Annotated in this window: 15 protein-coding genes; 8 read left to right on the top strand and 7 right to left on the bottom strand. The window is 55.2% G+C overall.

Annotation, left to right across the window (positions count from 1 at the left end; translation table 11 throughout):
• Positions 1-160 precede the first annotated feature (160 nt).
• A complete protein-coding gene (locus BWI95_RS09690; RefSeq protein ID WP_076769404.1) occupies positions 161-883 on the top strand; it encodes an NUDIX hydrolase in 723 nt (240 codons plus the stop codon).
• Between the two features lie 34 nt (positions 884-917).
• On the opposite strand, the gene BWI95_RS09685 is transcribed toward BWI95_RS09690, so the two are convergent.
• Both BWI95_RS09685 and BWI95_RS09680 read right to left on the bottom strand, forming a co-directional pair.
• Positions 918-1,883, bottom strand: a complete 966-nt coding sequence (locus tag BWI95_RS09685) for a 5-bromo-4-chloroindolyl phosphate hydrolysis family protein (RefSeq protein ID WP_054804339.1) — start codon at positions 1,881-1,883, stop codon at positions 918-920.
• 14 nt (positions 1,884-1,897) lie between these two features.
• Entirely contained in the window at positions 1,898-3,010 is a 1,113-nt protein-coding gene (locus BWI95_RS09680) for a toxic anion resistance protein (protein WP_054804340.1), read from the bottom strand.
• A gap of 173 nt (positions 3,011-3,183) precedes the next feature.
• Here BWI95_RS09680 and BWI95_RS09675 point away from each other — a divergent pair, with 173 nt between their 5' ends.
• Genes BWI95_RS09675 through BWI95_RS09665 form a run of 3 tightly spaced genes read left to right on the top strand, consistent with a single transcriptional unit; the run spans position 3,184 to position 5,342 of the window.
• A complete protein-coding gene (locus tag BWI95_RS09675) occupies positions 3,184-4,203 on the top strand; it encodes a hydrolase (protein WP_076769403.1) in 1,020 nt (339 codons plus the stop codon).
• Entirely contained in the window at positions 4,200-4,418 is a 219-nt protein-coding gene (locus BWI95_RS09670; protein ID WP_023481955.1) for a YheU family protein, read from the top strand. The genes BWI95_RS09675 and BWI95_RS09670 overlap by 4 nt, the downstream gene beginning before the upstream one ends.
• A gap of 54 nt (positions 4,419-4,472) precedes the next feature.
• Positions 4,473-5,342: a phosphoribulokinase gene (locus BWI95_RS09665; RefSeq protein WP_023482098.1), complete on the top strand. Its 870-nt coding sequence runs from the start codon at positions 4,473-4,475 to the stop codon at positions 5,340-5,342.
• 30 nt (positions 5,343-5,372) lie between these two features.
• Here BWI95_RS09665 and BWI95_RS09660 read toward each other — a convergent pair whose 3' ends face one another.
• Positions 5,373-5,777 (bottom strand): OsmC family protein, encoded by a 405-nt coding sequence (locus BWI95_RS09660; RefSeq protein WP_054804341.1) that lies wholly within the window; start codon positions 5,775-5,777, stop codon positions 5,373-5,375.
• A gap of 309 nt (positions 5,778-6,086) precedes the next feature.
• Here BWI95_RS09660 and crp point away from each other — a divergent pair, with 309 nt between their 5' ends.
• Both crp and BWI95_RS09650 read left to right on the top strand, forming a co-directional pair.
• Complete coding sequence (crp, locus tag BWI95_RS09655) at positions 6,087-6,719, top strand: cAMP-activated global transcriptional regulator CRP (protein ID WP_000242758.1); 633 nt, start codon at positions 6,087-6,089, stop codon at positions 6,717-6,719.
• 48 nt (positions 6,720-6,767) lie between these two features.
• Positions 6,768-8,846, top strand: a complete 2,079-nt coding sequence (locus BWI95_RS09650) for a YccS/YhfK family putative transporter (protein ID WP_076769402.1) — start codon at positions 6,768-6,770, stop codon at positions 8,844-8,846.
• On the opposite strand, the gene argD is transcribed toward BWI95_RS09650, so the two are convergent.
• Together argD and pabA are read right to left on the bottom strand one after the other, a co-directional pair.
• Positions 8,836-10,056, bottom strand: a complete 1,221-nt coding sequence (gene argD / locus BWI95_RS09645) for a bifunctional acetylornithine/succinyldiaminopimelate transaminase (RefSeq protein WP_076769401.1) — start codon at positions 10,054-10,056, stop codon at positions 8,836-8,838. The two genes, BWI95_RS09650 and argD, sit on opposite strands and share 11 nt — an antisense overlap.
• Before the next feature lie 87 nt (positions 10,057-10,143).
• A complete protein-coding gene (gene pabA, locus BWI95_RS09640; RefSeq protein WP_054804344.1) occupies positions 10,144-10,707 on the bottom strand; it encodes an aminodeoxychorismate synthase component 2 in 564 nt (187 codons plus the stop codon).
• 151 nt (positions 10,708-10,858) lie between these two features.
• On the opposite strand from pabA, the gene BWI95_RS09635 reads away from it, so the two are divergent.
• Together BWI95_RS09635 and BWI95_RS09630 are read left to right on the top strand one after the other, a co-directional pair.
• Positions 10,859-11,236, top strand: a complete 378-nt coding sequence (locus tag BWI95_RS09635; protein ID WP_076770298.1) for a type II toxin-antitoxin system RelE/ParE family toxin — start codon at positions 10,859-10,861, stop codon at positions 11,234-11,236.
• Complete coding sequence (locus tag BWI95_RS09630; protein ID WP_054804345.1) at positions 11,214-11,537, top strand: helix-turn-helix domain-containing protein; 324 nt, start codon at positions 11,214-11,216, stop codon at positions 11,535-11,537. The genes BWI95_RS09635 and BWI95_RS09630 overlap by 23 nt, the downstream gene beginning before the upstream one ends.
• Positions 11,538-11,556: 19 nt before the next feature.
• Here BWI95_RS09630 and BWI95_RS09625 read toward each other — a convergent pair whose 3' ends face one another.
• Positions 11,557-12,159, bottom strand: a complete 603-nt coding sequence (locus tag BWI95_RS09625) for a putative adenosine monophosphate-protein transferase Fic (protein WP_054804346.1) — start codon at positions 12,157-12,159, stop codon at positions 11,557-11,559.
• The gene (locus BWI95_RS09620; protein WP_023482040.1) at positions 12,149-12,319 is read right to left on the bottom strand and encodes a YhfG family protein; all 171 of its coding nucleotides are present in this window, start codon (positions 12,317-12,319) and stop codon (positions 12,149-12,151) included. The genes BWI95_RS09625 and BWI95_RS09620 overlap by 11 nt, the downstream gene beginning before the upstream one ends.
• Positions 12,320-12,440: the final 121 nt, after the last annotated feature.

Raw genomic sequence — 12,440 nt, 5'->3', positions numbered from 1 at the left:
CACATTTAATATTGTCCATAAGACACTATTAAGCAAGCCCCTGTCTGGATTATTTTTATACTGAATATATAAGACACTGAAAATACATAAAATAAAAGTTCGCTTGCCGCACCAGGGTAGGCTGATAAACTTGCTGCGTGTGAAATGAGGTGAGTCAGTGATGATCAGCGAAGCAGAGTATCTGGATTCTTACGATCCGAGTCGTTTTCCCTCGCCGCTGGTGACGGTCGATAGCGTGCTGTTTAGCCTGCATCAGCAGACGCTCTGCGTGTTGTTGGTCGAGCGCGCCAGCCAGCCGCAACAAGGGCGCTGGGGATTGCCCGGTGGCTTTATTGATATGGCGCAGGATAGCTCTACCCGCGCCACGGCGCTGCGCAAGTTGACGGAAAAAACCGGCGTCTCGCCCTCGTGGCTTGAACAGCTGGATACCTTCTCCGGCCCGGATCGCGATCCGCGCGGCTGGAGTTTGACCGTTGCCTGGTATGCGCTTATTTCGTGGGTCGCCTGCGCGCCGCATATCGTAAGCGTCAGCGATGCTAAATGGGTGCCGGTGGCCGAACTTAATGAGCGCGAACTGGCCTTCGATCACGGCGAGATAATCCACGCCGCGCTGCGCCGCTTGCGGCAGAAAACGATGTATTCGTTACTGCCCGTTTACTGTTTGCCTGAGACCTTTACGCAGAGCCAGCTGCAGGAAGCGACGGAGATCATTCTCGGCCAGCCGATTCAGCGCAAAAGCCTGATCCGCCGTTTTGAAGCCTCCGGCATGTTTGAAGAGACCGGGGAGAGCGTGGCGACCGGCGCGCGGAAAGCCCGTTTGTGGCGACGTAAAGCGGATGTTGATATCCACCTCTTTTCGCGCAACCTGCTGGCAGACAGCTAAAGCAGCACCCGTTGAACAACGGGTGCTGCGTGTGTTATTTACCGAAGCCATCCGCTTTCAGCATATTGTCTAAGGTCAGTAACTCCGCGTCTAAATCAAGCGAGTCATTCTCCAGCAGAGCCTGATGCTGCTGCATAAACGCGCGCTCAACGCGTTCAAGCACTACCGCCAGCTCTGTTATCGCCTTTTGCCGTTGCGCCTCGTCACTGAGTTGTTCGGAAAGTATCTGCCCCCTGGCGGCAATCTTTTCCAGAAGCGGCAAATAGCGCTCAAGAAAACGCCTCCCCGGCCCAACATCTCTGGGATCAGACTTCATGCACTGCAGGATCTTTTCTGCCAGTGTGACAATGCCTTTCAGATGAACAACCAGCGTATCGGGTAAGGTGTACTTATTTACCAGCCGATAGATTTGCTGCTCGAGCGATGACGGTTCCTCAACGGGGTTTTGGCTAGCTTGCTTAAGCTTTTCCATATGCGCAATGTGCAGCTCAAGTTCGTGTGCTTCGCGCGCCTGGCGCTTGAGGTGTATTTTGCGAAACACTATGCCGCCAATCAGGATAAACCAGAACAACAAGCCCAATACCGTTGAAAAGGCACCATTAACGTTGGCGTACGCCGTTGCCGCAAATAGCCACACAAACAGATACCAGACATGAATGCGTCCCAGCGAGTAGCGGCTTCGGTAAGCGTGCACCACCATCGCGGCCGTGCCCGCAGCAAATGGCATCGTCGCTGCATCGTAAAACATCAGCCAGACAAAGCCTGCGAAGGCACCTATTCCCAGCGCAATGCGATCATAAAAGAGTGTGCGAGCCAGCAAGACAAAACTGCACCATGCCAGGATCTGCATTAGCACAGGAACATCAGATGGATCGAGCACCTCTTTCGCTTTCTGGCTGCCATAAATGAATCCCAGGAAGCAGAGGACGATCTGAATAATGACCCGGTTTACGCGGTTGCTGTAGATTTTATCCAGTGCGTCAGTAATTTTATTGCTCATTCTCTTTTCCTGACTCAGGCCTGTGCCTGATTACCGCTGGCGATGGCAGCAAGGCGCATGCGCAGATCGGTTTCCATCGTGCCCAGCTCTTTTTCCACTTCCTGACGGCGCTGGCGTGCATCGGTCGCGATCTTCACGGACTCTTCAATGGTGTTAAGCAGGCGTGACTGCACATCGCGCAGCGTCTCGATATCCACCACTGAGCGCTCGACTTCGCGGGCGGTCTCAATTGTACCGGTCTGCAGCATCTCGGCGTTGCGGCGCAGCAGGTCATTAGTGGTATCAGCAACCTCTTTTTGCAGCTTCGCTGCCTGGCGCTGGGTCTGCAAAGAGAGCGATAAGGCAATCTGGTTTTTCCACACCGGAATGGTGGAGAGAATGCTGCTCTGGATCTTTTCCGCCAGCGACTGGCTGTTGCTCTGCATCAGGCGGATTTGCGGCGCGCTCTGCATAGCAATGGTGCGCGACAGCATCAAATCATGCAGACGACGCTCAAAACGCGAAATACCGTCGAGCAGGTCACGCACGCGCTGGGCAATCATCGGATCGGACGCGGCCTGCGCTTGCAGAGCGGGCAGCTCTTCCTGTTTTATCTGCTCCAGTCGTTGCTTACCGGCGATAACGTGCAGGGTAATTTGCTGGAAAACATCGCGGTTGCGCTCAAACAGGATCTGCAGCGTCGAGATATTACGCAGCAGGTCGACCATCGCGTTATTCAGCTTATCCGTAATATCTTCCACCTGAGCTGAAAGCGTTTTGTACTCCAGCATGGTGCGCTCAATGCGGTTAAAGATCGATCCCACGAAGGGTAGCGAGGCCAGAAAACCCGGCTTTTGCTCAAAGGCGCTAATATCAACCTGCTTAATTTTTTGCAGGAGATCGGTAAGTTGCGCACCGATGACGCCCGCATCTTTTGCCCGCACTTGCTGCATGAGGGAATCAGAGAATTGCGACATCGTTTGCATGGTTTTCGCACCGAAACCGAGCGAATAGGCCGGATCGTAAATATCGATCTCTTTAACAATCGCCTGGATTTGCGTCTGCTGCTCGGGGGTTAAATTATCCGTCTGCGGCAAATCATTTAATGGCTGCGCTGCCGTCAGGCCAGACGAAGTAATGTCCGTCATAATAAGTGTCCTTGAAGGTGAAATTGCAGGCAGGCGCAGTGTCAGCGTGGGTTGTAATACGTCTTTTTGCCGCTGCCTTAGTGGGTCAATACGGTACAACAGCAGCAAAGTATTAAACAGGCCAATTATTAGCAAGTATAATAACCGCCTATTTACCTACCTATTTTGATGAAATGGCAGAAATTACACCTGCACTTCTCGATGCAGATCAACGCGTTGCCTCCACCTTCCAACCGATGCGTGGCGCAAGCAACCCACATCTTCAGACCATGCTGCCGCGTCTTATACGCCGTCGCGTCGCGTTTGAACCCTGGTGGCAGCGCCTTGAACTGCCGGACGGGGATTTTGTCGATCTCGCGTGGAGCGAAGAGCCGAATCAGGCGCGGCATAAACCGCGGCTGGTGGTGTTTCATGGCCTGGAGGGCAGCCTGCACAGCCCCTATGCGCACGGCCTGATCAATGCGGCGAAACAGCGCGGCTGGCTGGGCGTAGTGATGCATTTTCGCGGCTGTAGTGGGATCCCGAATCGCCTGAACCGCATCTATCACTCCGGCGAAACAGAGGACGGCACCTGGTTTCTCACCTGGCTGCGTCAGGAGCTTGGCGAGGCGCCGACCGCGGCGGTGGGATATTCGCTGGGCGGGAATATGCTCGGCTGCCTGCTGGCGAAAGCGGATGACGTTCTGCCCCTCGATGCGGCGGTGATTGTCTCGGCCCCGCTGGTGCTGGAAGCGTGCAGTTATCATATGGATAAGGGCTTCACGCGCGTTTATCAGCGTTATTTGCTCAACCTGCTGAAGGCCAATGCCGCGCGGAAACTGCGCGCCTATCCCGGCTCGCTGCCAACAACCATGGAAGTGCTGCGTAAAATGCGGCGCATTCGCGATTTCGATGATGTGATCACCTCGAAAATCCACGGCTTCGACGATGCACTTGATTACTATCGCCGCTGTAGCGCTATGCCGCTGCTGCCGCAGATTCGTAAACCGACGCTTATCATTCACGCCAAGGATGATCCGTTTATGGATCATCACGTCATCCCCGATCTTGCGCAATTACCCGCTAATATTGAGTATCAACTGACGGAACATGGCGGGCACGTCGGCTTTGTCGGCGGCACGCTGCGTCGCCCGGAGATGTGGCTTGAAACGCGCATTCCGGACTGGTTATCCGCTTATCTGGGAGCATCATGATTATTCCGTGGCAAGAACTCGACGCCGACACGCTCGACAATCTGATTGAGAGCTTTGTCTTGCGCGAAGGCACCGATTATGGTGAACATGAGCGTTCGCTTGAACAAAAGGTCGCCGACGTAAAACGGCAATTGCAGCGCGGCGAGGCCGTTCTGGTATGGTCAGAACTGCACGAAACGGTGAATATTATGCCGCGCGGACAGTTCCACGAATAACCGGACGCCGGGCGGCTTTGATACTGAACAACAGCTTTTCTTCAGGGAGTTGCTATGTCCGCCAAACATCCGGTCATCGCCGTCACTGGCTCCAGCGGCGCGGGAACCACCACCACCAGCCTCGCCTTCCGTAAGATTTTCGCCCAGCTCAACATGCATGCGGCGGAGGTGGAAGGCGACAGCTTCCATCGTTATACCCGTCCGGAAATGGATATGGCGATCCGCAAAGCCCGCGATCTCGGGCGGCATATCAGCTACTTTGGCCCGGAAGCGAACGATTTCGGCCTGCTGGAGCAGACCTTCAGCGAGTATGGCCAGAGCGGCCAGGGCCAGGCGCGCAAATATCTCCACACCTATGATGAAGCCGTGCCGTGGAATCAGGTGCCAGGAACTTTTACCCCCTGGCAACCACTGCCGGAACCAACCGATGTGTTGTTCTACGAAGGGCTGCACGGCGGAGTGGTGACGCCGCAGCATGATGTGGCGCGCCACGTTGATCTGCTGGTGGGCGTGGTGCCTATCGTTAACCTGGAGTGGATCCAGAAGATGATCCGCGACACCAGCGAGCGCGGCCACTCCCGGGAAGCGGTGATGGATTCGGTGGTGCGCTCAATGGAAGATTACATCAACTACATCACGCCGCAGTTTTCCCGCACCCATCTCAACTTCCAGCGCGTTCCCACTGTCGATACCTCAAACCCCTTCGCCGCCAAAGGCATTCCTTCTCTGGATGAGAGCTTTGTGGTCATTCACTTCCGCAATCTGGAGGGGATCGATTATCCGTGGCTGCTGGCAATGTTGCAGGGATCGTTTATCTCACATATGGATACGCTGGTGGTGCCGGGCGGCAAAATGGGGCTGGCGATGGAGCTGATTATGACGCCGCTGGTGCAGCGGCTGATGGAAGGCAAAAAGATTAAATAACCCGGCGGAAAGCGCCGCCGGGCGGGCTAATCAGGCCTCGATCACCTCGAAGGAGTGGGTAATCTTGACCGCTTTTTCCAGCATCAGCGCCACGGAGCAGTACTTCTCAGCCGAGAGATCGACCGCGCGGGAGACGGCAGCGTCTTTCAGTGCTTTGCCAGTAACGATGAAGTGCAGGTTGATATGGGTAAAGTAGCGCGGCGCTTCTTCCCGGCGCTCGGAGGTCAGCTTCACTTCGCAGTCGGTCACGTCATGACGCCCTTTTTGCAGGATCGACACCACGTCGATGGCGCTGCACCCACCGGCGGCCATTAAGACCATCTCCATCGGGCTGGGAGCTTTGTCCCCGGAGTTGCCATCCATCAGGATTTGGTGGCCGGAAGCGGACTCACCAAGGAACGTTAACCCTTCAACCCATTTCACTCGTGCCTGCATGTTCATCACTCCGGTATGGCAAATTTTTTCACAGATTACGCGTACATAACAAAACGCGCAACGGAAGGCGACCTGCGTCATGCTGAAGCGAGACACCAGGAGACAGGCGCCAAAAGCTATGCTAAAACAGTCTACATGCTACAGAGAAACATTGACGTTACGAATGTACGCAAGGGATATCATACATTAGAGACCGCAGATGTCGCTGACGGTCCACTTCCCGGGATTTGGGAAGCTTTGATTGCAACCCCAGAAGCTGAATGATTCACGCCGTTTCTGGAGCCAGCTTATAACAGAGGATAATCGCGCATGGTGCTTGGCAAACCGCAAACAGACCCGACTCTCGAATGGTTCTTGTCTCATTGCCATATTCATAAGTACCCGTCGAAGAGCACGCTGATTCACCAGGGTGAAAAAGCGGAAACGCTGTATTACATCGTTAAAGGCTCAGTGGCAGTGCTCATCAAGGATGAAGAGGGTAAAGAGATGATCCTCTCTTACCTCAACCAGGGCGATTTTATTGGTGAACTGGGCCTGTTTGAAGAAGGTCAGGAGCGTAGCGCCTGGGTTCGCGCCAAGACCGCCTGTGAAGTGGCGGAGATCTCCTACAAAAAATTCCGTCAGCTTATCCAGGTGAATCCGGATATTCTGATGCGCCTCTCCTCGCAGATGGCGCGCCGCCTGCAGGTGACCTCGGAGAAAGTCGGCAACCTGGCGTTCCTCGACGTGACCGGCCGTATTGCTCAGACTCTGCTGAACCTGGCGAAACAGCCGGACGCGATGACCCACCCGGACGGTATGCAAATTAAAATTACCCGTCAGGAGATCGGTCAGATCGTCGGTTGCTCCCGCGAAACGGTTGGCCGCATTCTGAAAATGCTCGAAGATCAAAACCTGATCTCTGCCCACGGTAAAACTATCGTCGTCTACGGTACGCGTTAATCTGCAAAATGGCGCATCGCTTATGCGGTGCGCCGTTTTTGTTTTCCCATGTGGCGCAGGCTGATTTATCACCCCGAAATCAACTACGCACTGCGACAAACGCTGGTGTTATGCCTGCCTGTGGCGGTTGGGCTGCTGCTCGGCCATCTGCAACAGGGTCTACTCTTCTCGCTGGTTCCCGCCTGCTGCAATATCGCGGGCCTCGATACCCCGCATAAACGCTTCTTCAAACGCCTGATTATCGGCGGCTCGCTGTTTGCCGGCTGTAGCCTGGCGGTGCAGCTTCTGCTGGCGGAAAATCTTCCCCTGCCGGTGATCATGACAGTGTTAACCCTGCTGCTCGGCGTAACGGGCGAAATCAGCACGCTGCATGGTCGCCTGCTGCCGGCCTCGCTGATCGCCGCCATCTTTACCCTCAGCCTCGCCGGGAACATGCCGGTGTGGGAGCCGCTGCTGATCTACACCCTCGGTACCTTGTGGTACGGGCTGTTTAACTGGTTCTGGTTCTGGCTGTGGCGCGAACAGCCGCTGCGTGAATCTCTCAGCTTGCTCTACCGACAACTGGCGGACTATTGCGAAGCGAAATATAGCCTGTTAACCCAGCACATCGATCCGGAAACCGCGCTGCCGCCGCTGCTCGACCGCCAGCAGAAAGCGGTGGATCTGATTAGCCAGTGTTACCAGCAGTTGCATATGCTGGCGGCCAATCAGAACAACGATTACAAGCGCCTGCTGCGCGTCTTTCAGGTCGCGCTGGATCTGCAGGAGCATATCTCTGTCAGCCTGCATCAGCCGGAAAAGGTGCAGAAGCTTGTCGAGCGAACCCATGCCGAGCAGGTGATTCGCTGGAATGCGCAAACCGTCGCGGCTCGTCTGCGCGTGCTGGCAGATGACATTCTCTATCACCGCTACCCGACCCGCTTCACCATGGAGAAGCAGGTCGGTGCGCTGGAAAAAATTGCCCGTCAGCATCCTGATAATCCGGTTGGGCAGTTTTGCGCCTGGCACTTTAGCCGCATCGCCCGCGTGCTGCGCACCCAGCGCCCGCTCTATATTCGCGATTTGATGGAGGATAAGCAGGAGCGCCTGCCGCTGATCCCGGCGCTAAAAAGCTATCTGTCACTGAAATCGGCCGCTCTGCGCAATGCGGCGCGCATCAGCGTGATGCTCAGTATCGCCAGCCTGATGGGCAGCGCATTAAATCTGCCGAAACCTTACTGGATCATGATGACGGTGATGGTGGTGACGCAGAACGGTTATGGCGCGACCCGCGTACGCATTGTGAACCGTGCCGCCGGTACGCTGGCGGGGCTGGTGGTGGCGGGTATGACGCTGCACTTTCATGTGCCGCTCGGGTTTACGCTGGCAGCGATGCTGATGATCACCCTAAGTAGCTATTTGATTATCCGCAAAAGCTACGGCTGGGCGACGGTCGGTTTCACGATTACAGCGGTCTATACCTTGCAAATCCTGACGCTCAATGGCGACCAGTTTATTCTCGCCCGGCTTGTCGATACGCTGATTGGCTGCCTGATTGCCTTCGGCGGGATGGTGTGGCTGTGGCCGCAGTGGCAGAGCGGCCTGCTGCGCCAGAATGCGCACGATGCGCTGGAGGCCTATCAGGATGCGATTCGCCTGATCCTCAGCAACAACCCGGAAGCGACGCCGCTAGCCTGGCAGCGTATGCGGGTTAACCAGGCGCATAACGCCCTGTTCAACTCCCTCAACCAGGCGATGCAGGAGCCCGGCTTTAATAGCCGCTATCTGAGCGATATGAAGCTGTGGGTGACGCATAGCCAGTTTATTGTCGAACATATCAACGCCATGACGACGCTGGCGCGGGAGCACACCATGCTGACACCGGATCTGGCGCAGCGCTATCTTGAGTCGTGCGAAATTGCGCTGCAACGTTGTCAGCAGCGGCTGGAGTATGACGGGCCAGGGGAATCAGGCGAGGTAAATGTTATGGAGGCGCCGGAGACGCTGACCCACGGTCCAATGAGCACGCTGGAACAGCATCTGCAGCGCATTATCGGGCATCTGAGCACCATGCACACGATCTCGTCGGTGGCATGGCGTCAGCGCCCGCATCACGGCATCTGGCTACGCCGACGCCTTACGCGTTAACCACGCTTGCGACGGCCTGCGCAAAGCGCTGCATCCCTTCATTAATATCCTGCTCTTCGATAATCAGCGACGGCGCGAAACGCATCACATCCGGACCGGCATTCAGCACCATTACGCCCGCTGCGGCAGCCGCATGCAGGAAGTCGCGCGCACGGCCTTTGTATTGCGGCTTCAGTTCAGCACCAATTAACAGGCCCATGCCGCGAATATCGCTGAACAGGTCGTACTGCTCATTAATCTGCTGCAGACACTGAACAAAGTGCTGACGTTTGGCACTGACGCCATTCAGCACCTCAGGGGTGTTGATGATATCGAAAGCAGTGCCTGCCACCGCGCAAGCCAGCGGGTTTCCGCCATAAGTGGAGCCGTGGGAACCGGCGTGGAATACGCTGGCGATTTCATGGGTCGTCAACATGGCGCTGACCGGGAAGCCGCCGCCGAGGGCTTTGGCGCTGGTCAGAATATCCGGCGTCACGCCGTAGTGCATATAGGCGAACAGCTCACCGCTGCGCCCCATGCCGCACTGCACTTCATCAAACACCAGCAGAGCATTATGCGCATCGCACAATTCACGCAGCCCTTTGAGGAACTCAGGGGTTGCCGCGGTAACGCCACCCTCGCCCTGAATCGGCTCTACCACCACGGCGCAGGTGTGATCGTCCATCACCGCTTTAACCGCGTGAAGATCGTTAAAAGGAACATGCACGATGTCGGCCGGTTTCGGGCCAAAGCCGTCGGAGTATTTCGGCTGACCGCCAACGGTTACGGTAAAGAGCGAGCGTCCGTGAAAAGCGTGGTGGAAAGCGATGATTTTGGTTTTGTGCGGGCTGTGGCGCGTGGTTGCATAAAAACGCGCCAGCTTGAAGGCGGTTTCGTTGGCTTCGGTACCGGAGTTCATAAACACGACGCGCTCGGCAAAGGTGGCGTCCACCAGCTTACGCGCCAGACGCAGCGCGGGCTCGTTGGTAAAGACGTTGCTCAGGTGCCAGAGGGTCTCGCCCTGCGCTTTCAGCGTCTCCACCAGCGCCGGATGGCAGTGACCTAAGGCAGTGACCGCAATGCCGCCGGCAAAATCAATGTACTCTTTACCCTGCTGATCCCAGACGCGGCTGCCCTTTCCCTTTACCGGGATAAACTCGGCCGGTGCGTAAATTGGCAGAATAACGTCATCGAAGTTTGCACGTGTCACCGCGTCTTGCTGAGTTGCCATAGGTTGCCCATCCCGTGTTATGTTTCATTCATAGTGAAAATATAATCACGAAATATGCATAAAAAATCACTAGATGGCAACCACAAATCACCGCGAAAGGAAGTTTTCCAGCAATTGATGGCCCTGCTCGCTCAGAATACTTTCCGGGTGGAACTGCACGCCTTCCAGATCCCACACCTTATGGCGAATGCCCATGATCTCGCCGCTTTCACTCCAGGCAGTGACCTCGAAGCAGTCAGGTAAGGTAGGCGGATCGATGACCAAAGAGTGATAGCGGGTAACGGTTAACGGATTATTTAAGCCGCTAAACACACCGCTGCTGGAGTGAGTAATGGGGGAGGTTTTGCCGTGCATCACTTTCGCCGCGCGCACAATGGTGGCACCAAACACCTGGGCAATCGCCTGATGGCCGAGGCAAACGCCGAGGATCGGCAGTTTACCCGCATAGTGCGCAATAACGTCAAGCGAAATGCCGGACTCATCCGGCGTGCAAGGGCCTGGCGAAATAACCATTTTCTGCGGCGCTAACATCTCAATATCCGCCAGCGTCAGCTCATCGTTACGCCTCACCTCCACGTGTGCGCCCAGCTCACAAAAATATTGGTAGAGGTTCCAGGTGAAGGAGTCGTAATTGTCGATAAGCAGGATCATGTCAATTCAACCAATGGATGTGCCGCGTTTCATGCAGTTTGCGCGAAACTATACGGCACTTCGCAAAGATAAAAAATGGATTTACGGAAATCTTTCTTTCCACACATGAAGGATTACTATTGCACCAAGTGCTACATTGTGGATGGAAGTAATGGTATCTTTTAAACGGATTTTTAAAACCAAATGGTTTGCCAAAGCGGCCAAAAAATTTGGCATCCGCGACAGCGAATTACGTCAGGCAATCGATGAGTTGATGCAGGGCAAGGCGGATAATTTAGGCGCAGGGGTCTACAAGAAACGGCTAAATCAGAACCGCGATCGTGCCATTATCCTGACAAAAGGCGGCGCACATGCGTTTTACACCTTCATCTATGCAAAGCAGGATATGGCAAATATCGATGACGGTGAGTTAGCCGCGTTTCGTGAGCTGGCAAAACATTACGCTGGCCTTTCCGAAAGCGTCCTTTTGGTGCTAATCAATAACAGAGAGTTGGTTGAGATTACTCATGACAACGACACGAAAAAGTAAAAGCCTCGCTTATGAGGCAATCCATAGCGCGGCAAAGGGGTTATTTGATGCCGGGGCCATGACTCAGGAAACAATGCGTAACTTTGATGAGCGTTGCCTGAGCCCCGTTGATGCTCTTAAACCTGAGGAGATCAAAGGGCTACGCGAGCGATTCAACGTTAGTCAGTCGGTCTTTGCCCGCTATCTCAACACCAGCGTTTCAACGATACAAAAGTGGGAAAACGGTATGAAGCGGCCAAGTGGCGTCTCCCTCAAGTTACTTTCTGTAGTGCAGAAACATGGGCTTAAGGTCTTGCTCTGACTGGAGCAAGACCTTCGTTTTACTCGCTCTCGTGCGCCTCGCTAACCACCTGGCTGAAGATTACAGTTAACGGTTCAAGATCGCCCATCGCACCGGCCTGGTTAGCGTTGCGCCAGTCGTCGGGATCGATATCGCGCCAGTCGAGCGAGAAGCCCGCGTGCAGCGCCAGCTGTTCGAAGAAGATGCGCTGCGCAATGCCATTACCCAGGCGGAACGGGTGCAGGACGTTGATTTCGCAGTAGTAATGCGCAAGGCATGCGATGAACGCCTCTTTTTCAAGCCCGACGAGCCACTCCTCATCCTCAAGCTGCTGCATCAGGGCATTGCCCTCTTTCTCGATATACTCGAAGTGGCAAAAGCGGGTATCGCCCTCGTAGATATCGACTTCGCGGATCTGCCCGGCCCAGTCGAACACATCCTGGTAGAGGTGCCGATGAATGGCGCAAAGATGCGGCAGCCCGCGGGCAATCGGCCCCAGTTCCAGGGTTGCAGCACGCAGCGCGGTAAACTGATACGCCTCCTTCTCCAGCCCCTTAGCATTGCGAATGCCGAGGCGATTGCGCATCACTTTCAGGCCCGGGAAAAGATACGGGTCGCGCCCGTCGCCGAATTTATCGCTCATTTTGCCTCCGCAGCTCTTCAAGACGTAAAGTAGCCTCTTCCGCATTCAGCGTAACAAGCTCGCTATCAACGCCCTCCAGCCGACGGCTGGCCTGAAAATTGATGTTGCGCTGCTGCTCCCAGAGTCGGGATTTTTGCCTGTCGGTGAGTTTTTTCGGCATAGCGCCTCCCAGTTAAGCGATATACATACCCAAATGATGTACATGCCCAAAAAATTATAAGCAGTAATTCCGGGTTACGCAGGGAAGCGGTAAAACACGGGCCGCAAAGCCCGTGTGGAGG

It is taken from the genome of Kosakonia cowanii JCM 10956 = DSM 18146 (assembly GCF_001975225.1).
GTDB classification, from domain to species: domain Bacteria; phylum Pseudomonadota; class Gammaproteobacteria; order Enterobacterales; family Enterobacteriaceae; genus Kosakonia; species Kosakonia cowanii.
Note: the sequence above shows the minus strand (reverse complement) of the source record. Positions and strands in the feature narration are given on the sequence as shown.

Coding starts and splice junctions, on each gene's coding strand:
- BWI95_RS09690 (WP_076769404.1), top strand. CDS start 161: ATGATCAGCGAAGCAGAGTATCTGGATTCTTACGATCCGAGTCGTTTT.
- BWI95_RS09685 (WP_054804339.1), bottom strand. CDS start 1,883: ATGAGCAATAAAATTACTGACGCACTGGATAAAATCTACAGCAACCGC.
- BWI95_RS09680 (WP_054804340.1), bottom strand. CDS start 3,010: ATGACGGACATTACTTCGTCTGGCCTGACGGCAGCGCAGCCATTAAAT.
- BWI95_RS09675 (WP_076769403.1), top strand. CDS start 3,184: ATGGCAGAAATTACACCTGCACTTCTCGATGCAGATCAACGCGTTGCC.
- BWI95_RS09670 (WP_023481955.1), top strand. CDS start 4,200: ATGATTATTCCGTGGCAAGAACTCGACGCCGACACGCTCGACAATCTG.
- BWI95_RS09665 (WP_023482098.1), top strand. CDS start 4,473: ATGTCCGCCAAACATCCGGTCATCGCCGTCACTGGCTCCAGCGGCGCG.
- BWI95_RS09660 (WP_054804341.1), bottom strand. CDS start 5,777: ATGCAGGCACGAGTGAAATGGGTTGAAGGGTTAACGTTCCTTGGTGAG.
- crp (WP_000242758.1), top strand. CDS start 6,087: ATGGTGCTTGGCAAACCGCAAACAGACCCGACTCTCGAATGGTTCTTG.
- BWI95_RS09650 (WP_076769402.1), top strand. CDS start 6,768: ATGTGGCGCAGGCTGATTTATCACCCCGAAATCAACTACGCACTGCGA.
- argD (WP_076769401.1), bottom strand. CDS start 10,056: ATGGCAACTCAGCAAGACGCGGTGACACGTGCAAACTTCGATGACGTT.
- pabA (WP_054804344.1), bottom strand. CDS start 10,707: ATGATCCTGCTTATCGACAATTACGACTCCTTCACCTGGAACCTCTAC.
- BWI95_RS09635 (WP_076770298.1), top strand. CDS start 10,859: ATGGTATCTTTTAAACGGATTTTTAAAACCAAATGGTTTGCCAAAGCG.
- BWI95_RS09630 (WP_054804345.1), top strand. CDS start 11,214: ATGACAACGACACGAAAAAGTAAAAGCCTCGCTTATGAGGCAATCCAT.
- BWI95_RS09625 (WP_054804346.1), bottom strand. CDS start 12,159: ATGAGCGATAAATTCGGCGACGGGCGCGACCCGTATCTTTTCCCGGGC.
- BWI95_RS09620 (WP_023482040.1), bottom strand. CDS start 12,319: ATGCCGAAAAAACTCACCGACAGGCAAAAATCCCGACTCTGGGAGCAG.